Consider the following 26,582-nt stretch of genomic DNA (forward strand, 5'->3'; position numbering starts at 1 on the left):
CCGGGCCTTGATGCCGCGTCGCTTGCCCATGCCGCCTTGCGACGGCGGCGCGGTCACGCCAGCCCCTGGCGCATGACAGGGGCCTGGACGGTCAACTCGTCTGCCCGCGCTCGATCCGCGCGTATTCCACGGCCTTGCGGTTTTCACCGCTTCGCGTCTGTGGACGGGTGCGCAGCGCCTCGATGGCCGGATGGGTGCCGGCCTCGCGGTCCTGCCGGGTGAACGCGCGCAGGCGGCTTGTCCCCTTGTCCTCGGACTTGTCACTGATCGGCTTGGTCATCCTGGGCCTCCTTCAACAGGTGGAGGCCCTGTATAGGACCGAATCGGCCCAAACCCAAAGCCTTTAGGCGGCCTTGACGCCTTGGGCCGACAACACCGCGTGCAGCGCCACCGGGTCGTCGTTGGCGCGCAGCTTGGCGCGCAGGTCGGTGTCGCGCAGGGTGCGGGACACCAGCGCAAGCGCCTTGAGGTGATCCACGCCGCTGGTTTCCGGCGCCAGCAGGCCAAAGACCAGATCGACCGGCTGGCGGTCCACCGCGTCGAAATCCAGCGGCTTTTCCAGCCGCACGAACAGGCCCACCACGCGGTCCAGGCCATGCAGGCGCGCGTGCGGCAGCGCCACCCCTTGCCCCACCCCGGTCGGGCCGAGGCTTTCGCGTTCCTGCAGCGCGTCCAGAACCTCGGTCGCGTTCAGGCCGTATTCGGCGTGCGCCAGATCCGCCAGTTCCTGAAACAGCCGCTTTTTCGAGGTCACCTGACCCAGGGAACGCACGGCGCCCGGTTTGAGGATTTCGGTCAGCAGCATGGCTTTCGTCTTTCCAATGTTCAAGCGCCCCCGCGCAGGATGCCGGGGGCGGTCCGGTTTTCCGTCGGGCGCCTGGCGGGCGGCGTCAGCCGTTCCCGCGCGGGTCGATCCATCCCACATTGCCGTCGTCGCGGCGATGGACGACATTGACGCCCCCGTGCTTTTCGTTGCGGAACACCAGAAGCGGCGTCCCCGACAATTCCATCTGCATCACCGCGTCGCCCACCGACAGGGTCGGCACGCGGGTCTCCATCTCGGCGATGATGATCGGTTGCAGGCCGCTGTCCTGCGCTTCCCAGTCGTCCTCGTCGCCGGTCAGCACATACACGCCGGCCTGGCCGAACTCAACCGGCCCGGACCTGTCCTTGTGGTGATCCTTCAGGCGGCGCTTGTAGCGGCGAAGCTGCTTGTCCATCTTTTCGCGGCAGGCCTCGAAGGCGGCATAGATCTCGGTGGCGGCACCGCGCGCGGTCACGTTCAGCCCGGTGGACAGATGCACCACGGCGTCGCACAGGAACTGGTGGGCATCCTTCGAGAACGTGACTGTCGCATCGGTCGGGCGCTGCGAATACTTGTCGATCGTTTCACCCACTTGCGTCTTCACATGCGTCGAAAGCGCATCGCCGACATCGATCTGTTTTCCGCTGATGGTATAGCGCATCGTCTTTCCTCTCGGTTGCCCGTTTCCCGTATGCGCCGGCCCGTTCGGTCTTGCCGGCACGCGGCGGAAACGGGGGTGGCGGGACACGGTTCCTGCCGCGCCCGCATGACTCAATTTGGTGACAGCCCGGCGGTTCTGTCAACGGGGCGCACGTTCGCGTGAGACGATTTCATGGCCGCCGCATCCCGTCAGTTCAGGCGGAAGCCCTCGCCCAGATAGACCTCGCGCACCTTGGGATCGGCGACGATCTGGTCGGTGCTGCCCGACATCAGCACATGGCCGTCGTGCAGGATATAGGCCCGGTCCACGATGCCCAGCGTTTCGCGCACGTTGTGGTCGGTGATCAGCACGCCGATGCCGCGCGACTTCAGGTCATGGACCAGCCCGCGGATTTCCCCCACGGCGATGGGATCGACGCCCGCGAAAGGTTCGTCCAGCAGCAGGAAGCTGGGGTCGGATGCCAGGCAGCGCGCGATCTCGGCCCGGCGGCGCTCGCCCCCCGACAGCGCCAGGGCGGGCGCGGCGCGCAGGTGTTCGATGGAAAAGTCGCCCAGCAGCTCCTCCAGCCGGTCGCGGCGGTGGCGGGGATCCTCGTGGACGACCTCCAGGACGGCCATGATGTTCTGCTCGACCGTCAGCCCGCGAAAGATCGACATTTCCTGCGGCAGATAGCCGATGCCCATCCGCGCGCGGCGGAACATCGGCAGGCGGGTGGCGTCACGGCCGTCGATCAGCACCTGCCCCGCATCGGGCGGCACCAAGCCCGCTATGCAATAGAAACAGGTGGTCTTGCCCGACCCGTTCGGACCCAGCAGGGCCACGACCTCGCCCCGCGCCAGATCGACGGACACGTCGCGGATCACCGGGCGGTTGCGATAGGATTTGCGCAGGCCCCGCACGTGCAGCCCGTCGCCCGTGCGCGCCGCCGAACCCCGCATCAGTTGCGGCCCGGCTGCAGGACCGACCGCACCCGGCCCTGGACCTGCGCGGTGCCCGACGCCAGGTTCACCTGCATGGTGTCTCCGGTCAGCACGTTGCCGCCCTGGGTCAGCACCACGTCGCCCGTCAGCGTGACATTGCCCGTCTCCACGTCATAGGTCGCCGCCTTCGCCTCGGCCGCGTCAGCGCCCGATACCAGCGTCACGTTGCCCTGGGCATCCAGCGAGCGGATGCGGCTTTGCCCGCCTTGGGCATAGACCACGGTGACGCGGTCGGCGGACAGCCGCATCTCTCCCTGGCCGATCACCACGTTGCCGGTAAAGACCGCGCTGCCGTCGGCCTGGTTCACGGACAGGTTGTCGGCCGCCACCTCGACCGGCGCGGAAATATCGGCGCGCATCCCCCCGAAGGTCGTGTTCTGCGCCGCCGCCGGGGCCGCGGCAAGGATCAGGGCTGTCAGCAGGGGGCGCAGCATCGGCGTGTCCTTCGGTGGATCAGGGCTGGTATATCAGACGGACATCGCCCGAGAAATTCAAGATCGAAGCGTCCGTGCCCCCGCCCGGCGCAAGCTCCATCCGGTCCGCCGACAAGCTGCCAAAGGGCGCATCCGCCTGAACGCCGTCCTGGGCGGCGATGCGGGACCGGTCGGTTGCGGTCTCGACGCTTTGCGCCTCCACGATCCAGCCTGACGATGTGGTCATCCGCACCCCGCCCTCCAGCCGGATCGCGCCGCCCGCAAGCCCGGCCCGGGGCGCGGTCAGGTCGGCGCGCAGGCCGTCGGGACGCTGCCAGTCCAGCCGCAGGTCGCGGGCGCTGCCGCCCCCCTGGCCCGGCGCGGCCTCGGTTGCGCGCAGGGTCAGTTGGGCGCCGTCGTCGGTCACGCCGGCATATTCGGGCGACACCAGGCGCGGATCGCGGGCCATCGCCTCGGCATCCACATCGGCATAGGGGATCTGCGATTCGCTGTCCCCCCCGCGCGAGAACAGGAACAGCGTGGACAGCATCGCCAGCGCGGCAAGCGGCAGCAGCACGCGCAGCCAGCGGACGACACGGGTGCGGTTCATCGGTCAGACGATCCCGGCGCGCAGGCAGTCGTGGATATGCAGGATCCCCTGCGGCACCCCGCCCGCCACCGCGAACAGGCAGGTGATCTTGCCGTCCTGCATCTGCGCCAGGGCCGATTCCGCCAGGGCATCGGGGGCGATCACGCGGGGACCGGGGGTCATCACCTCGGCCGCGCGGTGATCCAGCAGGCCCTGCATGTGGCGGCGCAGGTCGCCGTCGGTGATGATGCCCACCAGGCGCCCCGCCGCATCGGTCACGCCCGTCACCCCGAACCCCTTCTGGCTGATGACCAGCAGCGCGTCCGACATCGGCGCATCCTCGGCCACCAGCGGCATGTCGCGGTGCATCAGGTCGGCCACCTTGGCCAGCCGCGCCCCCAGCTTGCCGCCGGGATGGAAGGTGCGGAAATGCTCGGGCGTGAACTGCCGGTGCTCCATCAGCGCCACCGCCAGCGCGTCGCCCAAGGCCAGCGTCATGGTGGTCGAGGTCGTGGGCACGATGCCGCTGCCGCAGGCCTCGGGGGCCAGGGGCAGCACCAGGGCCACGTCCGCCTGCCGCAGCAGCGTCGATTCGGGGCGCGAGGCGACCCCGATCAGCGGGATCCCGAACCGCCGCGTATGGGCGATCAGGTCGGCCAGTTCGGGGGTCTCGCCGCTGTTCGACAGCACCAGGGCCACATCGGCCTGCGTGACCATGCCCAGGTCGCCATGGCTCGCCTCGGCCGGATGAACGAACTGCGCGGGCGTCCCGGTGGATGCCAGCGTGGCCGCGATCTTGCGCCCCACATGGCCCGACTTGCCCATGCCCGACACGATCACCCGGCCCCGCGCCCCCAGGATCAGATCGACCGCGCGGGCGAAATCGCCGTTCAGCCCCCGGGCCAAGGCTTCAAGCCCGGTGATCTCGCAGCGGATCACCCGCCGCGCCGTGTCCAGATAGTCGCTCACGCCGCTGCCTTCACCTTTGCTTAAATATCCCGCGGGGGTCCGGGGGCGCGAAGCCCCCGGTCTTGCCATCTAGTGCATGAAGATGTCGTTTTCATTCCCCCAACCCAGCAGATCCAGATGGGCGCGGGCGGGCAGGAAATCGAAGCAGGCCTGCGCCAGCCCCATGCGGTTTTCCCGCCGCAGCCGTTCCTCCAGCGCCTCCTTCAGCCTGTGCAGGTGCAAAACGTCGGATGCCGCGTATTCCAGCTGCGCATCCGTCAGATCCGCGGCCCCCCAATCGCTGGTCTGCTGCTGCTTGCTGACATCGACGCCCACCAGTTCCTGCAACAGGTATTTCAGCCCGTGCCGGTCGGTGAAGGTGCGCACCAGCCTGGACGCGATCTTGGTGCACCAGACGGGCGCCGTCACGACGCCAAAGGCGTTTTCCAGCGCGGCGATGTCGAAGCGCCCGAAATGGAACAGCTTCAGCACCTTGGGATCGGTCAGCAGCCGGCACAGGTTCGGCGCCTCGGTCTGGCCGCGCTCGATCTGGACCAGATGCGCGTCCCCGTCGCCTGACGACAACTGCACCAGGCACAGCCGGTCGCGGCGCGGGTCCAGGCCCATCGTTTCCGTGTCGATGGCCACGACCGGGCCAAGAACCAGGTCGTCGGGAAGGTCGTTGGGGTAAAGATGTATGCTCATCGCGTCGTTCGTCCGGGCCAAGCTGCGCTGGCGCCTTCTCACCAGAAAGCGGCGCGGCATTCCAGTGTTATTCGCTTGAACCGGGCCAGACGGCAAGATGGCCGGGGGGATCGCCCCCCGGCCAAAGGATGATGTCAGGACGACTGCGCGGCCTGAACGGCCTTCATGCAGGCATCCTCGTCGCCTGCGGCCAGCGCATCGCGCGCGGCCTGGATATGGGCATCGCGCGTGGAGTGGTCCGCGCCGGCGCCGGCAGCCTGTTCGGCCGCGGTCGGCTGGCCTTGCTGCTGGGCCGCGGCATCGGCGCCCGACATCGCCACGCCCGCCTGCTGGCCGCCCGCGCCTTCCAGGGGCGTGTGGGAGCCGTCCTTGGCGATCCCGCCGTTCCCCTCGGCTGCGGCGGTGTCCGTCGCGGCACCGCCCGAGGACGCGGTGCCCGTCGCCGCGCTGTCGGTCGGGGCGGCGCTGTTCATGCCTGCCGCTTCCGCCGTGTCCGCGGCCTGCGATGCCGCGGCATCCGCCCCCGCCGCGGCCGCATCCGCCGCGGTTTCCAGCGGCGCCAGCGATCCGTCCTTGGAGATGCCTTCGGCCGCAGCGCCGCCTCCGGTCAGCCGCGCCAGTTCGGCGGCGCAATCGGCTTGGGCGGCAACGGCACTCAGCGCCAGCAAAGCTGCGCCGACAAGTCCTGTGGACATGGGTTTCATCTGATCCTCCCGGATGATGTGACGCGCCTTCCCCTTGGCGCACGGCCGGAAACGCACGCCCCTTGGGCAATGTTCCCCATCCGGAAGGCGGGTTAACTTAAGTCATGGGGCGCAGCGCCGCCCAGGCCGCCATGAAGTCCCGCGCCCGTTCCCCGGTCGTCGCCGCATCCTGGCCGGGCTTGTAAAGCGCCGATCCCAACCCGAACCCGTCCGCCCCCGCCGCGACATAGCTTGCCATGGTGGACGGGCCGATGCCCCCCACCGGCAGCAGGCGCGCCTCGCGCGGCAGCACCGCGCGCATCGCCTTGACGGCGACGGGGGGGATCATTTCCGCCGGGAACAGCTTCAGGGCGGCGGCCCCGGCCTCCAGCGCGGCAAAGGCCTCGCTGACGGTGCCCACGCCGGGGCAATAGGCAAGCCGCAGCCGCCGCGCCTCGGCCGCGACCCGGGGGTCGAAGTTCGGGGCGATGATGATGCGGCCCCCGGCCTCGGCCACCGCGCCCGCCTGATCGGCGGTCAGCACGGTGCCCGCGCCGACGATGGCGTCCGGCACGGCGGCCACCATGCGCCTGATGCTGTCCAGGGGGTCGGGCGAATTCAGCGGCACCTCCAGGATCGTGAAGCCCGCGCTGGTCAGGGCGGTGGCGGTGTCCGCAGCCTCCACCGGGCGCAACCCGCGCAGGATCGCGATCAGCGGATTGGCGGCGAAGGCCGTGTCGAAGTCGGTCATGTCAGTCCCCCCATGCGGGCGATTTCCCAAAGCCCCCGCCGCGCCATGCCCGGCGGCGCGATCTGCGCGTCGATGCCCAGCATCGTGAAGGCCGCTTGATAGCGCGCGGCCAGATCGCCGCGCCCGATGATCGTGACGGGTCCGCTGGCATCGCGCGCACCCTGCGCCACCTCGTCCCCGATCAACAGGCCCGACAGGTAATCCGCGATCTGGTCCGGGGCCAGCCGGTCCATGAGCGCCAGCGTCCGGGCCGAGAAGATGCGTGCCAGCAGCGCGCCGTCCCCTTGCCCGGCCTGAACCCCGCGCCGGAAGGCATCGTCGCTGCCCGGCCCCGGCTGGATCAACCGGCCCAGAATGGTGTGGTCGCGCAAGGCCGCGAAGACCTCTCCGGTCATGACGGTGCGGAAGGCGGTCAACCTGCCGCCCTCGGCCCAGGCCCATTTGCTGTGGGTGCCGGGCAGGACGAACAGGCCGCCTTCGCCCCCTTCCGCCAAATGGCCGATGATCTCGGTCTCCTCGCCGCGCATCACGTCGGGGGCGGGACCGTCCGGGTCGCTGACCGCGCCGGTCACGAAATGGATGCCCTCGTGCAGGGTCAGACTGCGCGCCAGGGCGCCCGCGTCCAGAGGCAGGGGCAGATAGGGCGTTTCCACCCAGCCGTTGCGGCTGGTGATCATGCCCGACGTGATGATGGGGGTGCCGTCCAGCCAATCGCCGATGCGGTCGCGCAGGGCCTGGCCGAACCCGCCCGGCAAGGCGCCCGCGGCCAGGATGCCGGGACCGTCGCCCACCGTGTCCAGCACCTCGCCCCCCGCGCCCATGCGCCAGGCGCGGAACGAGGTCGTGCCCCAGTCGATGCCGATCAGCGCGGTCATCGGGAAAACCTGTAGGCGGTGTGGCTGCGCCAGATCTCGCCGGGCCTCAGGATCGCAGGGGGGAAATCCGGCCGGTTCGGCGCGTCGGGCCAGCCTTGGGTTTCCAGCGCCACGCCCGCGAAGCGGTCGTAGCGGCGTCCGTCCAGGCCCGGCAGTCCGCCGAAATGCACGCCGTCATAGACCTGCAGGCCCGGCTGGTCCGTCTCGATCTGCATCCGGATGCCCGATTGCCCGGTCAGGTCCGCCACCACGCGCGGGGCTGCGGGACCATCCGACAGGCAGAAGTTGTGGTCGTATTCCCCCGGCTCGATCCGCCGCGCCTGCCGGAAATCGAAGCGCGTGCCCTGGACCGGTGCAGGGTCCAGCGGGATCAGGTCGCCGTCCACTGGCAGATAGCGATCCGCCGCGACCCGCAGCCGGTGGTTGCGCACGTCGCCCCCGCCGTCGAGGTTGAAATAGCCGTGATGCGCCAGGTTGCAGGGCGTCGGCGCGTCGGTTTCGGCGCTCAGATCGAAGATCAGCGCGCCTTCGCGCAGGGTGATGTCCGCGCGGATGGACAGGGTGCCGGGAAAGCCCATGTCCCCATCGGGAAGCACCAGCGACAGGATGGCACGGTCTTCGCCCGCCTGCTCGACGGTCCACAGATGCCGGTTCGTCCCGTGCGATCCGCCATGCAGCGTGTGGCGGCCCCGAAAATTCGGATCGGTGCGGTGTTCGCACCCGTCCAGCGTGAAGCGCGCCCCCCCGATGCGGTTGGCAAAGCGCCCGACAATGGCGCCCATGTAAAGCCCGTCGTCCAGATAGTCCGCCGGGTCGGGACAGCCCAGCACCAGCGGATAGTCCACGCCATCCATCCGCAGATCCTGCACGGTCGCGCCCAGCGTCAGCACCTGCGCCGTCAGCCCGCCGCCGGTCAGGGTCAGGCGGTCAACGCTGCGGCCATCGGAAAGCGTCCCCGTCACAGGATCACCCGGGGTTCCGGCAACCCGGTCACGCCGGTGTCCAGCAGATACGTCTTGCCCTGCGCCTCGTCGGGATCGTCGATCCCGTCCAGGGCGGTCGTGACCAGCAATTGCGTCAAATCAGGCCCGCCGAAGGCCGGGCAGGACGAATGCCGCCCGCCGACCGTCCAGTGATGGGTCCGGTTGCCGTCGGCATCGAAACGCATGACCGCCCCCTGCCCCCAGACCGCGCAGCAGAAGCCGCCATCCGCGTTGATTACCGCGCCGTCGGGCGACCAGCCTTGCGCGGACAGGTCCAGATAAACCTGCCTCTCGCCCACCGGCCAGCCCTCCGTATCCAACCCCTGCCGCCAGACGATGCCGCGGTCGGTGTCGGAATAATGCACCGTGCCGCCATCCGGCGAAAAGCAGATCGAGTTCGGGATGGTTATAGGCTCTACCAGCTTGCGGATCTCGCCCCGGTAAAAGCGATATATCGCGCCCAACCCGGCCTCGCCGTTCCGCCCCATGGTGCTGAACCAGAAGCCCCCCTGCCGGTCGGCGCGGCCGTCATTCGAGCGGGTGGCGGGGTTGTCCGCCTCGACCGCCGCCAGATCCGTCAGCGAGCCATCCCCCAGCGACAGGACCGCAAGCCCCGTCTCGGTCGCGACCAGCAGCCGGTCGCGGTCGATCCAGCCCGCGGCCGAGGCCATGCGGTCCAATCGCCATTCCACCGGCGCGCCATTGTCCTGCGACAAAAGCCGCTTGCCCAGGATGTCGAACCAGAAGAACTGCCGGCGCTCGGGGTGCCAGAACGCCCCCTCGCCCAACTGGCATTGGCGGTCGTCGTGGATCATGGTGCCCCCTTGGCAAGCCGCATCTGCGACAGTTTCAGCAAGCCCTTTTGCAACAGGATGAAGGCCAGCAAAAGGATCCCGACGACGATCTTGGTCCACCAGGACGACAGGCTGCCGTCGAAGACGATATAGGTCTGGATCAGCCCCATGGTCAGCACGCCCACAAGCGTGCCGAACATGTAGCCCGCGCCCCCGCTCAGCAGCGTGCCGCCGATCACCACGGCGGCGATGGCCGTCAGCTCGGTCCCCACCGTCGCCAGCGAATAGCCCGACCCGGTGTAGATGGAAAACACGATCCCCGACAGCCCCGCCATCGCGCCGGAAAAGGCATAGACCAGCACCGTGGTGCGGCCCTGGCGCACGCCCATCAGCCGCGCCGCGGCCTCGCCCCCGCCGAGCGCATAGACCGACGCGCCGAAGCGCGTCTTGTGCGCGACGATCATGCCAAGGGCGAAGGTCAGCACCATCACGACGCCGATCCCCGTCAGCCGCCCCTTGCCCGGCATCAGCCAATAGGCCCCTTGCAGCGCGTCATAGAACGGGTGCTGGATCGGGACCGAGTCGATGGACAGGATATAGGCCGCCCCCCGGGCCAGGAACATGCCCGCTAGCGTGACGATGAAGGCGGGCATCGCCAGCCGGTCGATCAGGAACCCCATGCCCGCGCCGAAGGCGGTCGTCAGCGCCAGCAGAGCCGCGAACACCGCCAGCGGATGCAACCCCGTGTCGCGCAGCATCACGGCGATGAAAACGCCGGAAAAGGCGATGACCGACCCCACCGACAGGTCGATGCCGCCCCCCAGGATCACCAGCGTCATGCCCACCGCGACGATGCCCAGATAGGCGTTGTCGGTCAGAAGGTTGCCCACGACCCGCGTGGACAGGATGTTGGGGAATTGCAGCCAGAAGACCCCGTAGGCCAGCAGGAAGATCCCGATGGTCACATACAAGGGCAGCGCGCGGGTGCTCATGTCGGCCTCCGCAACGTGGCCTCGCGCTGCGCGCGGTGGCTGTCGCGCCACAACCGCCATTCGGCGCTGATGCGCGGCGATTGCAGGACAAGGATCACCAGCACAAGGCCCGCCTTGATGATGAGGTTGTATTCCGACGGAAAGCCGATCAGGCGGATGCCGATGCTGATGGTGGTGATGATCAGCGCGCCGATCACCGATGCCGCGATGGAAAATCGCCCGCCCAGCAGCGAATTGCCGCCGATCACCACGGCCAGGATCGCGTCCAGTTCCAGCCACAGCCCGGCGTTGTTGGCATCCGCTCCGCGAATGTCGGCGGTGACGATCAGCCCGGCCAATGCGGCGCACAGCCCCGAGGCCACATAGACCGCGACCAGCAGCACGGTGGCGTTCACGCCCGCCAGGGTGCTGGCGCGGCGGTTGATGCCGATGGCCTCGACCAGCAGGCCAAGCGCGGTGCGGCGCATCAGCAGCGCCGCGGCAACGGCGGTGGCGACCCAGATCGCCGTGGGCACCGGCAGGCCCAGCATGGTGCCCGAGCCGATCCAGCCAAAGCCGGGATCGGTGAAGGTGAGAATCCGCCCCTCGGTGATCAGTTGCGCCACGCCGCGCCCCATGGTCATCAGGATCAGCGTGGCGACAAAGGGCTGGATGCCGACGATGGCCACAAGCGCGCCGTTCCACAGCCCCGCAAGCGCGCCCGCGCCAAGCGCCAGGACCAGCGCGGCGGGCAGGCCCCAACCGGCGGCGACCGAAGCGGCGGCGACTGCCCCGCAGATCGCCATGATCGTGCCCACCGACAGGTCGATGCCGCGCGTGGCGATCACCAGCGTCATGCCGACCGCCAGCAAGGCCACGGGGGCGGAGCGTTTCAGCACGTCGATGACCGGCCCGACCAGGCGGCCGTCATTCATCTGGACGTTCAGGAAGCCCGGATAGAAGGCCGTCACCACCGCGACCAGGGCCGCCAAGGCGATCAGTTGTGGGGCGAGGCGCTTCAGCATCACGCGGCCCTCTCAGTTGCGGCGATGGCCCCCATGATGCGATTGGGCGCGATCTCCTCGCCCGTCAGTTCGGCGACATGGCGGCGGTCGCGCAGCACGATCACGCGGTCGGACACGGCGATCAGTTCGTCGATTTCCGAGGAAATGACCAAGAGCGACATGCCCCCTTCCACAAGCTCGTGGATCAGCCGCAGGATTTCCGCGTGCGCGCCCACGTCGATGCCGCGCGTGGGTTCGTCCAGGATCAGGAAGCGCGGGTTCATCGCCAGCCAGCGGGCCAGCACGACCTTTTGCTGGTTGCCGCCCGACAGTTCGCCCACGCGCTTGTCCCGGCCCGAAGTGCGGATGTCCAGCCGCGCGATATAGTCGTCAGCTAGCCGGTTCTGTTCCCCGCGCGAAAGGGGCCGCGCCCAGCCGGCCCTGGCTTGCAGGCCCAGGATGATGTTCTCGCGCACCGAGAGATCGGCCACGATGCCGTCGGTCTTGCGTTCCTCGGGGACAAGGCCGAAGCCCGCCGCGATGGCCGCGCGGGGGCTGGACAGATCCAGCGGGCCTTTCTGGTCACGCGCCGTGCCGGAATGGGCGTTGCGCAAACCGAACAGCAGTTCTGCGCTTTCGGTGCGGCCCGATCCCAGCAATCCGGCAAGGCCCACGACCTCGCCCTGCCCCACGGCCAGATCGAACGGCTCGATCACGCCGCGGCGCCCCATGCCGCGAAACTCCAGCATCGGCGGGCGGGGGCCGCGCGCCATGACGGGGTGCGCGGTCGCATCCTCCAGTTCGCGGCCCAGCATGTGTTCGATCAGGCGCACGCGGTCCAGGTTGGCGGTGTCTTCGGTCACGATCTTGCGGCCGTTCCTCAGCACCGTCACCCGGTCCGTCAGGTCGAACACCTGGTCCAGGAAATGCGACACGAAGACGATGCCCAAGCCCCGTTCGCGCAAGGACCGCACCACGTCGAAGACCATCCGCACCTCGGCCGCGTCCAGGCTGGCGGTCGGCTCGTCCAGGATCAGCACCTTGCCCGACAGGGCCACCGCGCGGGCGATGGCGATGATCTGCCGGATGGCGACGGAATAGGTGCCCAGGTCGCGGTCCACGTCCAGCGACAGCCCGTATTCGGCCAGCATCGCGCGGGCCTGCGCGCGCATGGCGCGGGTTTGGATCAGACCGAACCGACGAGGCTCTCGCCCGAACATCAGGTTCTGCGCCACGGTCAGGTTCGGCAGCAGGTTCACCTCCTGGTAAACGGTGCCGATGCCCAGTTCCTGCGCATGGGCGGTGGACTGCGGGTCGATGGGCGCGCCGTCCAGCGTCACCGTGCCGCCGTCGCGGCGATAGGCGCCGGTCAGGCACTTGATCAGCGTCGATTTGCCCGCGCCGTTTTCCCCCAGCAGGGCATGGACCTCGCCCGCGCGCAGGTCGAAATCGACGCCGTCCAGCGCGAGCGTGCCCGGAAAGGTCTTGGTCAGCGACCGGATGGACAGCAGCATGACGCCCCCTTCGTGATGGTTGCCGGGCCGCGAAACGGCCCGGCATTGGCGATCAGTAGCCCAGGCCCTTGCGGCGCTCGTATTCGCCCGCCGGATCGTCGGCCTGCGTGTAGAGCTTCGATTCCGTCTGGATGAACTTCGGCGGCATTGTGCCGTCCTTCCAATAGGCCGCCAGCGCGTCAAAGGCCGGACCGGCCATGTTCGGCGTCAGCTCGACCGTGGCGTTGGCCTCGCCATTGGCCATGGCCTGGAACAGGTCCGGCACGCCGTCGATGGAGACGACCAGGATGTCGCTGCCCGGCTTCAGCCCGGCCTCCTTGATGGCTTGGATCGCGCCCACGGCCATGTCGTCGTTATGGGCATAAAGCGCGCAAATGTCCTTGCCGCCGTTTTCGGCCTGGATGAAGCTTTCCATCACCTCCTTGCCCAAGGCGCGGGTGAAATCGCCGGTCTGGCTGCGCACGATGGTCAGGTTGGGGTGGTCCTTGATGGCGTTTTCAAAGCCCGTCTTGCGGTCGATGGCGGGGCTGGATCCGGTGGTGCCCTGCAATTCCACGATGCGGCATTCGCGGTCGCCGACTTCCTTGGCCAGCCATTCGCCCGCGACCTCGCCCTCGTGGACCAGGTTCGACCCCACGGCGGTCAGATACAGGTCTTCGCTGCTGTCCACCTGGCGGTCCAGCAGGACGACCGGGATCTCGGCCTCCTTCGCCTCTTGCAGGACCGAATCCCAGCCGGTCGCTACGACCGGGGCCAGCAGGATCGCGTCCACGCCTTGGGCGACAAAGGACCGGATCGCGGCGATCTGGTTTTCCTGCTTTTGCTGCGCGTCCGAGAATTGCAGCTGGATGCCGCGTTCCTCGGCCTGTTGCCGGGTCAGCGTGGTTTCCGCCGCGCGCCAGCCGGATTCCGATCCGATCTGCGCGAATCCCACGGTTTCGCCTTCGGCCATGGCGCCGGTGGCGGTCAGCGCCAGAAACGCCGCCGTGCCCAGCAGGGTCTTGATGGTCATCGGTTATCCTCCCTTGTTGGTGATCGCCCGGCCTCCCACCGGGCGATGGCTGCGGGGCCTCAAAGGCCCCGCAAATCCTCGGGCAACAGCGCCTCGGGGATGTTCTGATAGCTGACCGGGCGCAGGAAGCGGCGGATTGCCATGGTTCCCACGCTGGTCGCGCCGAAATTGGTCGATGCCGGATATGGCCCGCCATGGACCATGGCGTCGGCCACCTCGACCCCCGTGGGCCAGCCGTTCGCGAGGATCCGGCCCGCCTTGCGTTCCAGCACCGGCATTAGGCGGCGCGCCAGATCGGTGTCGCCCTCGTCCAGGTGCAGGGTGGCGGTCAACTGCCCCTCCATCGCGCAGGCCACGTCCAGCATCTGGTCCCCGTCCGTGACGGTGACGATCACGCCCAGGGGGCCGAACACTTCCTCGGCCAGGGTGTGGTCGCGCAGGAACTCCTCGGCCGTGGTCTTGTAGATGGCGGGCAGGGCGTTGCGGCCGTGGCTTTCGCCCTCGAAGACCGGCGTGGCCACCCCCGCCGCGCGTTGGGCGCCCGCGCGATAGGCCTCGGCGATGCCGTCGGACAGCATGACCTGCGGGCCGATCTTGGCAAGCGCATCCCCCGCCGCCTTGGCGAAGGCTTCGGCCAGCACGCCCTTGGGCATCACGATCAGGCCGGGATTGGTGCAGAACTGGCCCGCGCCCACCGTCAGGCTGCCCGCCCAGCCTTCGGCCAGCTTGGCACCCCGCGCGGCCAGGGCCTGCGGCAGGATGAAGCCGGGGTTGATGGAGCCAAGCTCGCCAAAGAAGGGGATCGGCTCGGGGCGGGCGGCGCACAGGTCGAACAGCGCGCGCCCCCCGCGCAGGCTGCCGGTGAAGCCCACCGCCTTGATCAGCGGGTGCTGGACCAGGGCCGCCCCGACGTGATGCGTGTCGCCGTGGATGAAGCTGAAGACGCCGGCGGGCATTCCGGTGGCCCGGATGGCGGCATGGACGGCCTCGGCCACGATCTCGCCCGTGGCGGGATGGGCAGGGTGACCCTTGACGACGACCGGGCAGCCCGCGGCCAGCGCGGAGGCGGTGTCGCCGCCCGCGGTGGAAAAGGCCAGCGGAAAGTTCGACGCGCCGAAGACCCCCACGGGACCGATGGGCCGTTGCATCAGCCGCAGGTCGGGGCGCGGCAGGGGCTGGCGGTCGGGCAGCGCGGGGTCATGGCGGCGGTCGAGGTAATCGCCCTTGCGGATATGGTCCGCGAACAGCCGCAACTGGCCTGTGGTGCGGCCGCGTTCGCCGTTCAGCCGCGCCTCGGGCAGGCCGGTTTCCGCCGTGCCCATGGCGGTGATCGCCTCGGCCCGCGCCTCGATCTCGTCGGCGATGGTGTCCAGGAAGCGCGCCCGGTCCTCGCGCGAGGTGGCGGCATAGGCGGCGAAGGCAGCCTCGGCGGCCTCAGCGGCGCGGTTGACCAGATCGGCGGTGCCCGCGCTGAATTCGTGCGGCGCGCCCTGGGCGGGCGAGGATCGGAACGTGCCCTCGCCCGCCAGCCATTCGCCTGCGATCAGATGTTTGCCATGCGGGGTGAAGGTCATTGAGATGTCCTCAGAAATGAAAGTCGGCGACGGTGTTGCGCCGCCCGAGGGTGAAGGCATCGGCCACAAGCACCATGGGCGCAAGATCCGCATCCGACTGTCCGCCGCGCACCAGATCGGCCATGCGGGCATACAGCGCGGGGTATTCGCCCATGATGTCGTCGGCGCCCTGCACATGGCGCCCGTCGATTTCCAGCCGGTTGCCGCCCATGCGCAGCGCCATGGCGCCCGCGTCGGTCCGGAACTCCATGTCCCAGGTCTGCGGGCCTTCCTGGCGGAAGTCGAAATCGGCTTCGATCCCCTGGCTGAACTGCAACCGCGCGGCAATGGGGGCCTGGCGGTTCGCCGGAAAGTCCAGGTCGGCGGACAGAAGGCGCACCGGGTCGGGCAGGATGGCGGTCAGGATCGACAGGGCGTTGATGCCGGGGTCGAAGACGCCCATGCCGCCCGCCTTGAAGATCCAGTCCTGGCCGGGGTGCCATTTGCGCACGTCCTCGCGCCAGATGATGCGGCCTTCGTGAATGGTCTTGCCCGCCAGCCAGTCGCGCGCGGCACCCACGGCCTCGGCCATGCGCGAATGCCAGGTGGCATGGATCGTGACGCCCTGAGCCTGAGCGAGACCCGCCAGCGCATGAACCTCAGCCAGCGTCGCGCCGGGCGGCTTTTCCAGCATCAGGTGGCGGCCCGCGCGCAACACCGCCTGCGCCGCATCAAAGCGCGGCACGGGGGGCAGGCACAGGCTGACGACCGGGATGTCGGGCCGCGCGGACAGCATGGTGGCGATGTCGGTGAAGGCCTCGACGCCCTCCACCCTGCCATGGCGGCTGACGGTCGCGGCCAGGTCCCAATCGGGGCTGGCCTCCAGCGCGGGGACGTGCTGGTCCAGCGCGATCTTTCCGATGCCGACAAGCGCGATCTTCATCAATGGCTATCCCTTCCGACCGCATTGCCCCGGCAGCCCTTGAGGAAGTCCAGATCGGCGCCGGTATCCGCGCCCTGGACATGCGCCTGGTGCAGCCAGGCATAGCCGCTGGCCGCCATCTCGTGCGTGGGCCGCCATGCGGCCAGGCGGGCGGCGAGTTCCGCATCCGGGATGTCCAGGTGCAACCGGCGGTTCGGCACGTCCAGTTCGATGATGTCGCCGTCGCGGACCACGGCCAGCGGGCCACCGGCCGCGGCTTCAGGCGAGGTGTGCAGGACCACGGTGCCATAGGCCGTCCCCGACATGCGCGCGTCGGAGATGCGCACCATGTCGGTGATGCCCTTGCGCAGCACCTTGGGGGGCAGGCCCATGTTGCCCACCTCGGCCATGCCGGGATAGCCCTTGGGGCCGCAGTTCTTCATGACCATCACGCAGGTCTCGTCGATGTCCAGGGCCTCGTCCTCGATCCGCGCCTTGTAGTCGTCGATGTCCTCGAACACGACCGCGCGGCCGCGATGGACCAGCAGATGCGGGCTGGCGGCGGACGGCTTCAGCACCGCCCCGTTGGGTGCCAGGTTCCCGCGCAGCACCGCGATGCCGCCTTGCGCGGTCAAGGGCCGGTCGGCGGGCAGGATCACGTCCTCGTTCCAGTTCACCACGTCCTTGACCTCGTCCCAGATCGAGACGCCGCTGACGGTCAACGCGTCCTTGTGCAGCAGCCCGGCATCGCCCAGCCGTTTCAGGACGACGGGCAGGCCACCGGCATAGAAGAACTCCTCCATCAGGTATTGCCCGGACGGCATCAGGTTCACGATGGTCGCCACGTCGCGGCCGCAGCGGTCCCAGTCGTCCAGCGTGATGTCCACGCCCACCCGGCCCGCGATGGCCAGCAGGTGGATGACGGCGTTGGTGGACCCGCCGATGGCGCCGTTGGTGCGGATGGCGTTCTCGAACGCCTCGCGCGTCAGGATGTCCGAGGGCTTCAGGTCGTCCTTGACCATCTGCACGATCCGCCGCCCGGAAAGCTGCGCCATCACGCGGCGGCGCGAGTCCACGGCGGGAATGGCGGCATTGCCCGACAGCGCCATGCCCAACGCCTCGGCCATCGACGCCATGGTGCTGGCCGTGCCCATGGTGTTGCAGGTGCCGGTGGAGCGGGACATGGACGCCTCGGCCTCCAGGAACTCCTCCTGCGTCATCTCACCGGCCTTCACGGCCTCGGAGAACTTCCACAGATGCGTGCCGGACCCCACGCGTTCGCCCCGGAAGTATCCGTTCAGCATCGGCCCGCCGGTCACGACGATGGACGGGATGTCGCAGGACGCGGCGCCCATCAGCAGCGACGGCGTGGTCTTGTCGCAGCCGACCAGCAGCACGGCCCCGTCCATCGGTTGCCCGCGGATGGTTTCCTCGACCGCGAGCGCGGCCAGGTTGCGGAACATCATCGCGGTCGGGCGGAAGGTGTTTTCGGACGCCGAGAACACCGGAACTTCGACCGGAAAGCCGCCCGCCTCCCATACGCCCGCCTTCACCTTTTCGGCCAGCTCGCGCAGGTGGCCGTTGCAGGGGGTGAGATCCGCCCAGGTGTTCAGGATGCCGATCACGGGCCGCCCGTCGAACAGGTCGTGGGGCCAACCCTGGTTCTTCATCCAGCCGCGGTGATAGATCGTGTCGCGCGAGGTGCCCCCATACCAGTGCTGGGAACGAAGCTGGCGGGGCCAGGGGGCGGGTTTGAAGGTCATTTCAGCCTCACAAGGTGGCGACGGCGACGGGGGCTTCGCCGTTCTGCTGGTCGAGCGGATTTGACAGCGGCAGCCCGAAGGCCGGGGATTCAATCTGGAACACATCGCCCGCCTGCGCCTTGATGCCGTCGGCAAAGGACAGGGTGGCGGTGCCGAAGAAATGCACATGCACGTCGCCCGGCTGGCGGAACAGCGCATACTTGAAGTGGTGGTGTTCCAGGTTCGCGAGGCTGTGCGACATGTTGGATTCGCCCGACAGGAAGGGCTTTTCCCAGATCGCGCGGCCGCTGCGCAGGATGCGGCTGGTGCCCTCGACATGGGGGGGCAGATCGCCCACCAGCATCTCGGGGCCGTAACTGGCGGGCCGCAGCTTGGAATGGGCAAGCCACAGATAGTTGCCGCGTTCGGTCACGTGGTCGGAGAACTCGTTCGCCAAGGCGAAGCCCAGGCGGAAGGGCGTGCCGTCCGGGCCGATTAGGTAAAGGCCCGCGATCTCGGGTTCCTCGCCCGCGTCCAGCGCGAAGCCGGGCGACACCAGCGCCGCGCCGGGGGCTATCGCGTTGACGCCGTTGCCCTTGTAGAACCATTCGGGCTGCACGCCGACCGCCCCGTCCTGCGGCTTGCCGCCCTCCAGGCCCATGCGGAACATCTTCATGCTGTCGGTCAGCGATTCCGCATCCGCTTTCGCGTGCATGGAATTGCGCGTGGCGGCGCTGCCCAGATGCGTGAGGCCGGTGCCCGTCAGGTGCAGATGCGCCGGGTCGTCGTGATCCAGCGGCAGCAGGACGCGTCCCTGGGCCAGGGCGGCGGCCAGATCCACCGCCTCGCCCTTGCCGCGCGCCATCACCTCGGCCTTCAGCCCATGGCCCGCGGCGATTGCGGCCTGGGCCAGGTCGCGGGTGGACCGCGCGCCGGGCACGATCCAGGCGCTGTCGTGGTCGCGCGCGGCGACAGCCCGGTCGCCGCCGGGGCTTTTCAGTTGCGACAGAAACATGGGCCTAGCCTTGCTTGTTCTTGTTGTAGACGTCGAAGATCACGGCGGCCAAAAGCACCAGCCCCTTGATGACCTGCTGATAGTCGATGCCGATGCCCATGATCGACATGCCGTTGTTCATCACGCCCATGATCAGCGCGCCGACCACGACCCCGATGATCCGTCCCGACCCGCCCGTCATGGACGCGCCGCCGATGAAGACCGCCGCGATCACGTCAAGCTCGAACCCGACGCCCGCCTTGGGCGTGGCGCTGTTCAGGCGGGCGGTGACGATCATGCCGGCCAGGGACGCCAGCACGCCCATGTTCACGAAGGTGAAGAACACCAGCCGTTCGGTCTTGATGCCCGACAGCTTCGCGGCCTTTTCGTTCCCGCCCAGGGCATAGATGCGCCGCCCGGTTGTCGTGGATTCGGTAAAGAACGCATACAGCACGATCAGCACCGACATGATCAAGAGCACGTTCGGCAGGCCCCGGAAGCTGGCCAGCTTCCAGCCCACGAACAGCAGCGCGGCCACGACAACGGCGTTGCGCGCCCAGAAGAAGCCCGCGGGTTCGGGGGCGATGCCGAATTCGGCTTCGCGCGCGCGGCCGCGGATCCCCGTCCAGACGATGGCGGCGGCGGCCAGCGCCACAAGGACCATGGCGGTCCAGTTGGGCTTGTCGGGACCGAACAGGTCGGGGATGAAGCCGGTGGACAGCCCCTGGAACGACCGCTCGAACGGGCCGATGTTCTGGCCGCCCAGCAGCCACAGGGTCAGTCCGCGAAAGACCAGCATCCCCGCCAGCGTCACGATGAAGGACGGGATGCGCCAATAGGCGATCCAATAGCCCTGCGCGGCGCCGATCAGCCCGCCCACCACCAGCACCATGGGGATCACCATCAGCACCGGCAGGTCCATCCTGACCATCAGCACGGAGGCCACCGCGCCCGTGAAGGCCGCGACGGATCCGACCGACAGGTCGATATGGCCCGCCACGATCACCAGCAACATCCCCAATGCCATGATGATGACATAGGAGTTCTGCAGGAACAGGTTGGTGATGTTCTGCGCCGACAGGAAATCCACGCCCTGCAAGGCGCGCACGATGACGAAGAAGAACAGCACGATGGCGATCAGCGCCAGCATCATGCCGTTCTCGCGCAGATGGCTGCCCAGATGGGCGCCGATGCCCGTGGCGGCGGGCTTGTTCGTTTCGGCGGTGCTCATGCGGCCTCCCCTTTCATTCCGTCTTGCAGGATCAGGGCCATGATCCGTTCCTGGCTGGCCTGTTCCCGGGTCAGTTCGCCGGCGATCCGGCCTTCGTTCATCACGTAGATGCGGTCGCACATGCCCAGCAGCTCGGGCATTTCCGACGAGATCATGACGACGCCGTGGCCCTGGGCCGCAAGGTCGTTCATGATGTTGTAGATCTCGAATTTCGCGCCCACGTCGATGCCGCGCGTGGGCTCATCGAGGATCAGCACCTTGGGATCGGTGAACAGCCACTTGGACAGCACCACCTTTTGCTGGTTGCCGCCCGACAGGTTCACGACCCGCTGGAACACGCTGGGCGTGCGGATGTTCATCGCGCCGCGGTATGTCTCGGCCACCTGCTGTTCGCGGCCCCGCGACAGGATGAAGCCCTTGGCGATGCCTTCCAGGTTCGCCAGCGACACGTTGCGCAGGATCGGCTCGTCCAGGATCAGACCCAGGGCCTTGCGGTCCTCGGTGACATAGGCCAGCCCGGCGTCGATGGCCCTGGACACGGTGGACAGATCGGGTTTCGCGCCCGCCAGGGTCACCTCGCCCTTGATGTCGCGGCCATAGCTGCGGCCGAACAGGCTCATGGCGAATTCGGTGCGTCCCGACCCCATCAGGCCCGCGATGCCCACGATCTCGCCCTTGCGCACGGACAGGGACACGTCGCGGATTACCTGGCGCGGCTGGTCGGGATGCATGACGGACCAGTTCCGCACCTCCATCAGCATCTCGCCGATCTTCGGCGTGCGCTCGGGGTAACGGTTTGCCATGTCGCGGCCCACCATGTCGCGGATGATGCGATCCTCGGTGATCTCGGCCTGCGTCAGGGTAGACACGGTAGACCCGTCGCGGATCACGGTCACGCGGTCGGCGACGCGGCGGATTTCGTTCAGCTTGTGGCTGATGATGATCTGGGTGACGCCCTGGGATTTCAGTTCCAGCATCAGATCCAGCAGCTTCTGGCTGTCGTTTTCCTGCAACGCGGCGGTCGGTTCGTCCAGGATCAGCAAGCGCACGTTCTTGGCCAGCGCCTTGGCGATCTCGACCAGCTGCTGCTTGCCCACGCCCAGCTTTTCCACCTTGGTGGTCGGCGCCTCGGTCAACCCGACCTTTTTCAACAGCGCCTCGGTCTTCTGATAGGCGAGCGGCCAGTTGATCACGCCGCCCTTGGCGACCTCGTTGCCCAGGAACAGGTTCTCGGCCACCGACAGCAGCGGCACCAGCGCCAGTTCCTGATGGATGATGACGATGCCCGCCTGTTCGCTGTCGCGGATGTCGCGGAAGCGGGCGGGCTTGCCGTCATACAGGATCTCGCCGTCATAGCTGCCATGGGGATAGACGCCCGACAGCACCTTCATCAGCGTCGATTTTCCCGCGCCGTTCTCGCCGCAGATGGCGTGGATCTCGCCCTCGGCCACGGACAGGTTCACGTTGCTCAGCGCCTTGACGCCGGGAAACGTCTTGGTGATGTCCCGCATTTCCAGAATGGGCGTCATCGTCTTCCTCCCCGAGGGATGCGGCCCCGGTCGTGCCGGGACCGCGCAGGCATCACTTCAACTGGTCTTCGGTGTAATAGCCGGACCCGACCAGAACCTCGCGCCAGTTTTCCTTGGTCACGGGCAGCGGCTCCAGCAGATAGGACGGCACGACCTTGACGCCGTTGTCATAGGTCTCGGTGTCGTTGATCTCCGGCTCGGTCCCCTTCAGGACGGCGTCCACCATGCCCACGGTGACGCGGGCCAGTTCGCGGGTGTCCTTGAAGATGGTCGAATACTGCTCGCCCGCCTCGATGGACTTCACGGACTGCACCTCGGCGTCCTGGCCGGTGACGATGGGCATCTGCATGTCGCCCGAGCCATAGCCCACGCCCTTCAGCGACGACAGGATGCCGATCGACAGCCCGTCATAGGGCGACAGCACCCCATGCACCTGCTTGTCGCCGTAGTTCGAGGACAACAGGTTGTCCATCCGCGACTGCGCGACCGCCGGATCCCAACGCAGCGTGCCCACGGTTTCCATGCCGGTCTGGCCGGACCCGATCACGATGGTGCCGTCGTCGATCAGCGGCTGCAGGACCGACATCGCGCCGTCATAGAAGAAGAAGGCGTTGTTGTCGTCGGGGCTGCCGCCGAACAGTTCCACGTTCCAGGGCTTCACGTCCGGGAAGCGTTCCTTCAGGCCATCGACCAGGGTGGTCGCCTGCTGGACGCCGACCTGGAAGTTGTCGAAGGTCGCGTAATAGTCCACATGCTCGGACCCGCGGATCAGGCGGTCATAGGCGATCACCTTGATGTCGGCGGCGGCGGCGTTTTCCAGCGCGTTCGACAGGGTGGTGCCGTCGATGGCAGCGATCACCAGGACGTTCACGCCCTTGGTGATCATGTTCTCGACCTGGGCCAGCTGGTTGGGGATGTCATCCTCGGCATATTGCAGGTCGGTCTCGTAGCCGGCTTCCTGCAACTGCTTGACCATGTTGTTGCCGTCGTCGATCCAGCGGGCCGACGATTTCGTGGGCATCGCGATGCCGATGGTTTCGGCCATGGCGCCGGTCGCCAGCCAGGAAACCCCGATCGCCAATGCGACCGCAGCGGTTTTGAACGTCATCTGTATCCTCCCGTGGCGCGGCATCGCGGGCCGCGCATCCTCATAGGTCATAAAGGTGTAGCGCAAGGCTTTCATGCCGGTAAAATGATAAAATCGGCAAGCCATATACCGGAATTGATATGTCCCTTCGCGCCCTCAAGCCCGCGCATCTGCGCCTGATCCAGGAAATCGCCCGCCATGGCCAGTTGCAGATGGCAGCCGAGTCCCTGGCCATGACGCAGCCCGCCGCGTCCCGGATGCTGGCCGAGGCCGAGCGGCGCATCGGCGCACCCTTGTTCCACCGCCAGCCCAAGGGGATGGAGCCGACCGAGATCGGCACCACCGTCCTGCGCCGCGCCCGCGTGATCCTGCGCGAGATGGCCAGCATCGAGGCCGACGTGCGCGCGCTGCGCGGCGGCTATGCGGGATCGGTGCGGGTGGGGGCGGTGACGGGTCCGGCGATCAGCTATCTTGTCAGCGCCATCCGCCGCATCAAGGAGGAAAGCCCCGGCGCCGACATCACCGTGGACGTGATGCCCTCGCGCGAGTTGCTGATGCAGCTGGGCGCGGGGGACATGGATTTCGTGCTGGGCCGGATCCTGCCGGAATTCGACAGCGACAGCTTCAACATCCTGCCCATGTCGGACGAAAAGGTGGCGCTGATGGCGCGGGCCGATCATCCGCTGGCCCGCGCGCGGCTGGTCACGCTGACGGAACTGGTGGGCCAGGAATGGATCATGCAGCAGCGCGGGTCCCCCATCCGGGAAGCGACGCTGGCAGCCTTCGCCAGCGTCGGGCTGTCCGAACCCGACAACATCGTCAACAGCCCCTCGCTTTTGCTGACCATCGCCTATCTGGCGCAGACGGATGCGATCACGCCCGTGTCGCGAGAGGTCGCGGAACTGCTGATCCAGCCGCCGGTGGGCGCGGGGTTCACCATCATCCCGACGCCGCAGCCGATCCAGGTGTCGCCCTATTTCCTGCTGGACCTGAAGCGCCGCCCCCTCTCGCCGCTGGCCAAGCGCCTGCGCGACACGGTGGCGCAGATGTCGGGCAGCCCGATCAGGAACGCGGCTGCCTTGTGACCTGACGGCGCCGCGCGACTTCGTATGCGACCGCGCCGATCACGGTCGCCGCGATGATGACCAAGGCCAGGGCGTTCACGGCGGGCGTCAGGCCGGTGCGGACCTTGGTGGCGATGAACACCGTCAGGGGCGTCTCGAAGCCCCGCACGAACAGCGTGGTGTTGTAGTTTTCCACCGATTGCAGGATCGCCAACCCCCCGGACGCCAGCAGCGCGGGCCGCAGGAAGGGCAGCAGGATGCGGCGGAACACCATCAGCTTCGAGGCGCCCAGGCCCAGGGCCGCTTCCTCCTGCGTGCGGTCGAAGCGTTGCAGGCGGGCCATCACCATCAGCATGACATAGCAGATGATGAAGGTCGTCTGCGCCACCACGATCAGGGCGATGCCCCCGCCCACGCCCGCCTGCCGCCACAGGATCAGCGTGGAAATCCCGATCACGACCCCCGGCGTCAGCAGGGGCGAGACCATCACCGCATAGGCAAAGCTGCGCGCCCGCGCGTGCAGCGTGGTCAGCACCAGCGCCGCCGCCGTGCCCACCGGCAGCGCCACCAGCACCACGAGGACGGCGACGATGGCGGATGTCCACAGCGCCTGCCACATCGCCGCATCCGCCCACATGGCGGAAAACCAGTCCAGCGTCGTGCCCTGCCAGGGGATCACGGTGGGAAAGCGGCTGGTGTTGAAGGCCGCGACCCCCATGATGAGGAGCGGCGCGAACAGGTACAGGACGAAGGCCAGCAGGTAGAGGACGAACAGACCCCGGAAGATGCGGTCAGGCCTCATTTCGCCACATCCGTCAGGTTCACGCGGAACACGCGCAGCGTGACCAGCACCACGGCCAGGCACAACACCAGCAGCGTCAGCGCATAGGCCGCGCCCCGGTTCCAGTCGCCGCCCTCGAAGAACCAGTTGTAGATGATCTCGGTGAACCAGCGGCTGCCGGGCGACCCCAGCAATGCGGGCGCGACATAGGATCCGGCGGCCAGCATGAAGGTGAAGACGCAACCCGTGGCGATGCCCGCCTTGGCATGGGGAATGACCACGCGCCGGTGGGTGCGGATGGTCCCCGCGCCCAGATCCCGCGCGGCCTCCAGCTGTGATTTGTCCAGGGACTCGATGGCGTTGTAGATCGGCAGCAGCATGAACAGGATATAGGCATAGACCATCCCCGCCAGCACGCCGCCGTTCCCTTGCCAGCGGACAGGCGCGTCGATCAGGCCGATCCCTTGCAGCACCGCGTTCAGCGGCCCGCGATAGGCCAGCAGGATGAACCAGGCGAGCGTCCGCAGCACCTCGTTGATGAAGAAGGGGATGATGACCAGCATCAGCGCGATGGACAATTGGCCGGGCGTCGCGCGCTGCGCCATCCAGAAGGCCACGGGATAGCATACGACCAGCGTCAGCGCCGCGACCAGGGCGCTGGCCCAGATGGTTTTCAGGAAGATCGCGCGATGCACGCCCTCGTTCGCCAGATACAGGAAGTTGTCCAGCGACCGGACATCCTGCGGCCCGCCCTGCTGCAAGGGCGGCAGGTTCGGGCGCAGGGCATAGTCGATCATCATCAGGTTCGGCGCCAGCACCATCGCCGCCAGCCAGATCAAGACCAGCGTCAGGAAGATGGTGGCAAGCCCGCCCCCGAAGCGTGCGTAAAGATCACGCATCGGCCAGGACCACGGCATGTTCCGGGGCGAAGGAGAAGCTCGCATCCGTTCCCAGTGCCGGCGCGTCGCCCAGCCGAGTCGAGGGCACCGCCGCCGTCAGGGCTGCGCCGTCGGGAAACTGGCCGTGGACCAGGGCGAAGGCGCCCTCGAAATCCATGCGGCTGACCCGCGCGCGGAGCGTGTTGGCGCCGACGCCCGGCATCAGCGCCTCGGGGCGGACATAGACGGTCGCGGCCTGGCCGATGGCGAGGCTGCGGTCCGCGCGCCCGTGCAGCGGACCCAGGGCGGTATCGACACGGGCCATGCCGTCGCCGATGGCGCTGACGCGGCCCGCGATGGCGTTCGTCTCGCCCACGAAGCGGGCGACGAAGGGCGTGGCGGGGTTGTCGTAAAGCTGGCGCGGAGTGGCCACCTGTTGCAGCAAGCCGTTGCTCATCACCGCCACGCGGTCGGACATGGCCAGCGCCTCGGACTGGTCGTGGGTGATGTAGATGAAGGTGACGCCCGTGCGTTTCTGCAAGGCACGCAGTTCCGCCCGCATGTGCTGGCGCAGCTTCAGATCCAGCGCCGACAGCGGCTCGTCCAGCAGCAGCACGCCCGGTTCCACGGCCAGCGCGCGGGCGATGGCGACCCGCTGGCGCTGCCCGCCCGACAACTCGCCCGGCATCCGGTCGCCGTATCCTTCCAGCGCGATCAGGCGCAGCAGGTCATCGGCGCGCTTGCGGCGTTCGGCGCGGCCCACGCCGCGCGCCTCAAGCCCGAAGGCGATGTTTTCCCAGACCGGCATCAGCGGAAACAGCGCCAGCGACTGGAAGATCATCGCGGTCGGCCGCTGGTTCGGGCCAAGCCCGCGCATGTCGCGGTCGCCGATCAGCACCCGCCCCTCGGTCGGTTCCAGAAAGCCCGCGATCATCCGCAGGATGGTGGTCTTGCCGCAGCCCGACGGCCCCAGGATGGAAAAGAACTCGCCCGCCTGGACGGTAAAGGACACGCCGCTGACCGCGCGCGTGGACCCGAAGCGCATCCCGATCCCGTCAAGTTCCACCGAATGCGACATCCGTCCCCCGTCGTGTGGTGGGCAGGGGTCGGCCC

General features: G+C 68.1%; 28 protein-coding genes. 1 reads left to right on the top strand and 27 read right to left on the bottom strand.

Translation table 11 applies throughout. The features are described 5' to 3' along the window. Positions 1 to 91 precede the first annotated feature (91 nt). The 24 genes from GIY56_RS06770 to chvE form a co-directional block, all read right to left on the bottom strand. Entirely contained in the window at positions 92 to 280 is a 189-nt protein-coding gene (locus GIY56_RS06770) for a hypothetical protein (RefSeq protein ID WP_154764060.1), read from the bottom strand. A 63-nt stretch (positions 281 to 343) separates the two neighbouring features. After that, a complete protein-coding gene (locus GIY56_RS06775; protein ID WP_154764061.1) occupies positions 344 to 805 on the bottom strand; it encodes a PTS sugar transporter subunit IIA in 462 nt (153 codons plus the stop codon). 85 nt (positions 806 to 890) lie between these two features. After that, entirely contained in the window at positions 891 to 1,466 is a 576-nt protein-coding gene (hpf, locus tag GIY56_RS06780) for a ribosome hibernation-promoting factor, HPF/YfiA family (protein ID WP_154764062.1), read from the bottom strand. A gap of 188 nt (positions 1,467 to 1,654) precedes the next feature. Beyond that, positions 1,655 to 2,404, bottom strand: coding sequence for an LPS export ABC transporter ATP-binding protein (gene lptB / locus GIY56_RS06785; protein WP_154764063.1), 750 nt, complete (start codon positions 2,402 to 2,404; stop codon positions 1,655 to 1,657). Then, positions 2,404 to 2,880: a lipopolysaccharide transport periplasmic protein LptA gene (gene lptA, locus GIY56_RS06790; RefSeq protein ID WP_154764064.1), complete on the bottom strand. Its 477-nt coding sequence runs from the start codon at positions 2,878 to 2,880 to the stop codon at positions 2,404 to 2,406. Before lptA ends, lptB begins: the two co-directional genes overlap by 1 nt. Before the next feature lie 19 nt (positions 2,881 to 2,899). Next, on the bottom strand, positions 2,900 to 3,469 hold the full coding sequence (locus GIY56_RS06795) for a hypothetical protein (protein ID WP_154764065.1): 570 nt from the start codon (positions 3,467 to 3,469) through the stop codon (positions 2,900 to 2,902). A 3-nt stretch (positions 3,470 to 3,472) separates the two neighbouring features. Next, a complete protein-coding gene (locus tag GIY56_RS06800; protein WP_328288468.1) occupies positions 3,473 to 4,417 on the bottom strand; it encodes a KpsF/GutQ family sugar-phosphate isomerase in 945 nt (314 codons plus the stop codon). Between the two features lie 69 nt (positions 4,418 to 4,486). After that, positions 4,487 to 5,101: a ribonuclease D gene (locus GIY56_RS06805; protein WP_154764067.1), complete on the bottom strand. Its 615-nt coding sequence runs from the start codon at positions 5,099 to 5,101 to the stop codon at positions 4,487 to 4,489. A 134-nt stretch (positions 5,102 to 5,235) separates the two neighbouring features. Further along, positions 5,236 to 5,805: a hypothetical protein gene (locus GIY56_RS06810; protein ID WP_154764068.1), complete on the bottom strand. Its 570-nt coding sequence runs from the start codon at positions 5,803 to 5,805 to the stop codon at positions 5,236 to 5,238. A 97-nt stretch (positions 5,806 to 5,902) separates the two neighbouring features. After that, complete coding sequence (locus tag GIY56_RS06815; protein WP_154764069.1) at positions 5,903 to 6,535, bottom strand: 2-dehydro-3-deoxy-6-phosphogalactonate aldolase; 633 nt, start codon at positions 6,533 to 6,535, stop codon at positions 5,903 to 5,905. Beyond that, positions 6,532 to 7,410, bottom strand: coding sequence for a 2-dehydro-3-deoxygalactonokinase (locus tag GIY56_RS06820; protein WP_154764070.1), 879 nt, complete (start codon positions 7,408 to 7,410; stop codon positions 6,532 to 6,534). The genes GIY56_RS06815 and GIY56_RS06820 overlap by 4 nt, the downstream gene beginning before the upstream one ends. After that, positions 7,407 to 8,372: an aldose epimerase family protein gene (locus tag GIY56_RS06825; protein ID WP_328288469.1), complete on the bottom strand. Its 966-nt coding sequence runs from the start codon at positions 8,370 to 8,372 to the stop codon at positions 7,407 to 7,409. The genes GIY56_RS06820 and GIY56_RS06825 overlap by 4 nt, the downstream gene beginning before the upstream one ends. Further along, positions 8,369 to 9,208, bottom strand: a complete 840-nt coding sequence (locus tag GIY56_RS06830; protein ID WP_154764071.1) for an SMP-30/gluconolactonase/LRE family protein — start codon at positions 9,206 to 9,208, stop codon at positions 8,369 to 8,371. Before GIY56_RS06830 ends, GIY56_RS06825 begins: the two co-directional genes overlap by 4 nt. Further along, positions 9,205 to 10,179: a galactofuranose ABC transporter, permease protein YjfF gene (gene yjfF, locus GIY56_RS06835; protein WP_154764072.1), complete on the bottom strand. Its 975-nt coding sequence runs from the start codon at positions 10,177 to 10,179 to the stop codon at positions 9,205 to 9,207. The genes GIY56_RS06830 and yjfF overlap by 4 nt, the downstream gene beginning before the upstream one ends. Next, positions 10,176 to 11,183, bottom strand: a complete 1,008-nt coding sequence (locus GIY56_RS06840; protein ID WP_154764073.1) for an ABC transporter permease — start codon at positions 11,181 to 11,183, stop codon at positions 10,176 to 10,178. Before GIY56_RS06840 ends, yjfF begins: the two co-directional genes overlap by 4 nt. Continuing rightward, on the bottom strand, positions 11,183 to 12,676 hold the full coding sequence (locus tag GIY56_RS06845; protein WP_154764074.1) for a sugar ABC transporter ATP-binding protein: 1,494 nt from the start codon (positions 12,674 to 12,676) through the stop codon (positions 11,183 to 11,185). The genes GIY56_RS06840 and GIY56_RS06845 overlap by 1 nt, the downstream gene beginning before the upstream one ends. A 52-nt stretch (positions 12,677 to 12,728) precedes the next feature. After that, on the bottom strand, positions 12,729 to 13,688 hold the full coding sequence (ytfQ, locus tag GIY56_RS06850; RefSeq protein WP_154764075.1) for a galactofuranose ABC transporter, galactofuranose-binding protein YtfQ: 960 nt from the start codon (positions 13,686 to 13,688) through the stop codon (positions 12,729 to 12,731). Positions 13,689 to 13,747: 59 nt separating this feature from the next. Further along, positions 13,748 to 15,262: an aldehyde dehydrogenase (NADP(+)) gene (locus GIY56_RS06855; protein ID WP_154764076.1), complete on the bottom strand. Its 1,515-nt coding sequence runs from the start codon at positions 15,260 to 15,262 to the stop codon at positions 13,748 to 13,750. Between the two features lie 10 nt (positions 15,263 to 15,272). Beyond that, entirely contained in the window at positions 15,273 to 16,184 is a 912-nt protein-coding gene (locus GIY56_RS06860; RefSeq protein ID WP_154764077.1) for a Gfo/Idh/MocA family protein, read from the bottom strand. Beyond that, on the bottom strand, positions 16,184 to 17,926 hold the full coding sequence (gene araD / locus GIY56_RS06865; protein ID WP_154764078.1) for an L-arabinonate dehydratase: 1,743 nt from the start codon (positions 17,924 to 17,926) through the stop codon (positions 16,184 to 16,186). The genes GIY56_RS06860 and araD overlap by 1 nt, the downstream gene beginning before the upstream one ends. Positions 17,927 to 17,933: 7 nt before the next feature. Next, positions 17,934 to 18,920: an AraD1 family protein gene (gene araD1 / locus GIY56_RS06870; RefSeq protein WP_154764079.1), complete on the bottom strand. Its 987-nt coding sequence runs from the start codon at positions 18,918 to 18,920 to the stop codon at positions 17,934 to 17,936. Between the two features lie 4 nt (positions 18,921 to 18,924). Next, a complete protein-coding gene (gene mmsB, locus GIY56_RS06875; RefSeq protein WP_154764080.1) occupies positions 18,925 to 20,130 on the bottom strand; it encodes a multiple monosaccharide ABC transporter permease in 1,206 nt (401 codons plus the stop codon). Next, positions 20,127 to 21,659, bottom strand: a complete 1,533-nt coding sequence (gene mmsA, locus GIY56_RS06880) for a multiple monosaccharide ABC transporter ATP-binding protein (protein ID WP_154764081.1) — start codon at positions 21,657 to 21,659, stop codon at positions 20,127 to 20,129. The genes mmsB and mmsA overlap by 4 nt, the downstream gene beginning before the upstream one ends. A gap of 52 nt (positions 21,660 to 21,711) precedes the next feature. Then, positions 21,712 to 22,767, bottom strand: a complete 1,056-nt coding sequence (chvE, locus tag GIY56_RS06885; protein ID WP_154764082.1) for a multiple monosaccharide ABC transporter substrate-binding protein — start codon at positions 22,765 to 22,767, stop codon at positions 21,712 to 21,714. A gap of 119 nt (positions 22,768 to 22,886) precedes the next feature. Between chvE and GIY56_RS06890 the strand changes: the two genes are divergently transcribed. Next, positions 22,887 to 23,831, top strand: coding sequence for a LysR family transcriptional regulator (locus GIY56_RS06890; RefSeq protein WP_154764083.1), 945 nt, complete (start codon positions 22,887 to 22,889; stop codon positions 23,829 to 23,831). Here GIY56_RS06890 and GIY56_RS06895 read toward each other — a convergent pair. Genes GIY56_RS06895 through GIY56_RS06905 form a run of 3 tightly spaced genes read right to left on the bottom strand, consistent with a single transcriptional unit; the run spans position 23,809 to position 26,547 of the window. Beyond that, entirely contained in the window at positions 23,809 to 24,612 is an 804-nt protein-coding gene (locus GIY56_RS06895) for an ABC transporter permease (RefSeq protein ID WP_154764084.1), read from the bottom strand. The genes GIY56_RS06890 and GIY56_RS06895 overlap by 23 nt on opposite strands. Beyond that, complete coding sequence (locus tag GIY56_RS06900) at positions 24,609 to 25,490, bottom strand: ABC transporter permease (protein ID WP_154764085.1); 882 nt, start codon at positions 25,488 to 25,490, stop codon at positions 24,609 to 24,611. Before GIY56_RS06900 ends, GIY56_RS06895 begins: the two co-directional genes overlap by 4 nt. Then, positions 25,483 to 26,547, bottom strand: a complete 1,065-nt coding sequence (locus GIY56_RS06905) for an ABC transporter ATP-binding protein (protein ID WP_154764086.1) — start codon at positions 26,545 to 26,547, stop codon at positions 25,483 to 25,485. Before GIY56_RS06905 ends, GIY56_RS06900 begins: the two co-directional genes overlap by 8 nt. Between the last annotated feature and the right edge of the window lie 35 nt (positions 26,548 to 26,582).

Origin of the sequence: Paracoccus lichenicola, assembly GCF_009708075.1 — a bacterium.
GTDB classification, from domain to species: domain Bacteria; phylum Pseudomonadota; class Alphaproteobacteria; order Rhodobacterales; family Rhodobacteraceae; genus Paracoccus; species Paracoccus lichenicola.

Excerpts from the sequence above, each read along its gene's own strand:
- yjfF (WP_154764072.1), bottom strand. The coding sequence starts at position 10,179 with ATGAGCACCCGCGCGCTGCCCTTGTATGTGACCATCGGGATCTTCCTG.
- GIY56_RS06805 (WP_154764067.1), bottom strand. The coding sequence starts at position 5,101 with ATGAGCATACATCTTTACCCCAACGACCTTCCCGACGACCTGGTTCTT.
- GIY56_RS06845 (WP_154764074.1), bottom strand. The coding sequence starts at position 12,676 with ATGCTGCTGTCCATCCGGTCGCTGACCAAGACCTTTCCGGGCACGCTC.
- araD1 (WP_154764079.1), bottom strand. The coding sequence starts at position 18,920 with ATGTTTCTGTCGCAACTGAAAAGCCCCGGCGGCGACCGGGCTGTCGCC.
- lptB (WP_154764063.1), bottom strand. The coding sequence starts at position 2,404 with ATGCGGGGTTCGGCGGCGCGCACGGGCGACGGGCTGCACGTGCGGGGC.
- mmsA (WP_154764081.1), bottom strand. The coding sequence starts at position 21,659 with ATGACGCCCATTCTGGAAATGCGGGACATCACCAAGACGTTTCCCGGC.
- GIY56_RS06840 (WP_154764073.1), bottom strand. The coding sequence starts at position 11,183 with ATGCTGAAGCGCCTCGCCCCACAACTGATCGCCTTGGCGGCCCTGGTC.
- lptA (WP_154764064.1), bottom strand. The coding sequence starts at position 2,880 with ATGCTGCGCCCCCTGCTGACAGCCCTGATCCTTGCCGCGGCCCCGGCG.
- GIY56_RS06795 (WP_154764065.1), bottom strand. The coding sequence starts at position 3,469 with ATGAACCGCACCCGTGTCGTCCGCTGGCTGCGCGTGCTGCTGCCGCTT.
- hpf (WP_154764062.1), bottom strand. The coding sequence starts at position 1,466 with ATGCGCTATACCATCAGCGGAAAACAGATCGATGTCGGCGATGCGCTT.
- GIY56_RS06855 (WP_154764076.1), bottom strand. The coding sequence starts at position 15,262 with ATGACCTTCACCCCGCATGGCAAACATCTGATCGCAGGCGAATGGCTG.
- GIY56_RS06820 (WP_154764070.1), bottom strand. The coding sequence starts at position 7,410 with ATGACCGCGCTGATCGGCATCGACTGGGGCACGACCTCGTTCCGCGCC.
- GIY56_RS06770 (WP_154764060.1), bottom strand. The coding sequence starts at position 280 with ATGACCAAGCCGATCAGTGACAAGTCCGAGGACAAGGGGACAAGCCGC.
- ytfQ (WP_154764075.1), bottom strand. The coding sequence starts at position 13,688 with ATGACCATCAAGACCCTGCTGGGCACGGCGGCGTTTCTGGCGCTGACC.
- GIY56_RS06815 (WP_154764069.1), bottom strand. The coding sequence starts at position 6,535 with ATGACCGACTTCGACACGGCCTTCGCCGCCAATCCGCTGATCGCGATC.
- chvE (WP_154764082.1), bottom strand. The coding sequence starts at position 22,767 with ATGACGTTCAAAACCGCTGCGGTCGCATTGGCGATCGGGGTTTCCTGG.
- GIY56_RS06890 (WP_154764083.1), top strand. The coding sequence starts at position 22,887 with ATGTCCCTTCGCGCCCTCAAGCCCGCGCATCTGCGCCTGATCCAGGAA.
- GIY56_RS06900 (WP_154764085.1), bottom strand. The coding sequence starts at position 25,490 with ATGCGTGATCTTTACGCACGCTTCGGGGGCGGGCTTGCCACCATCTTC.
- GIY56_RS06775 (WP_154764061.1), bottom strand. The coding sequence starts at position 805 with ATGCTGCTGACCGAAATCCTCAAACCGGGCGCCGTGCGTTCCCTGGGT.
- GIY56_RS06810 (WP_154764068.1), bottom strand. The coding sequence starts at position 5,805 with ATGAAACCCATGTCCACAGGACTTGTCGGCGCAGCTTTGCTGGCGCTG.
- GIY56_RS06905 (WP_154764086.1), bottom strand. The coding sequence starts at position 26,547 with ATGTCGCATTCGGTGGAACTTGACGGGATCGGGATGCGCTTCGGGTCC.
- GIY56_RS06830 (WP_154764071.1), bottom strand. The coding sequence starts at position 9,208 with ATGATCCACGACGACCGCCAATGCCAGTTGGGCGAGGGGGCGTTCTGG.
- GIY56_RS06860 (WP_154764077.1), bottom strand. The coding sequence starts at position 16,184 with ATGAAGATCGCGCTTGTCGGCATCGGAAAGATCGCGCTGGACCAGCAC.
- GIY56_RS06895 (WP_154764084.1), bottom strand. The coding sequence starts at position 24,612 with ATGAGGCCTGACCGCATCTTCCGGGGTCTGTTCGTCCTCTACCTGCTG.
- araD (WP_154764078.1), bottom strand. The coding sequence starts at position 17,926 with ATGACCTTCAAACCCGCCCCCTGGCCCCGCCAGCTTCGTTCCCAGCAC.
- mmsB (WP_154764080.1), bottom strand. The coding sequence starts at position 20,130 with ATGAGCACCGCCGAAACGAACAAGCCCGCCGCCACGGGCATCGGCGCC.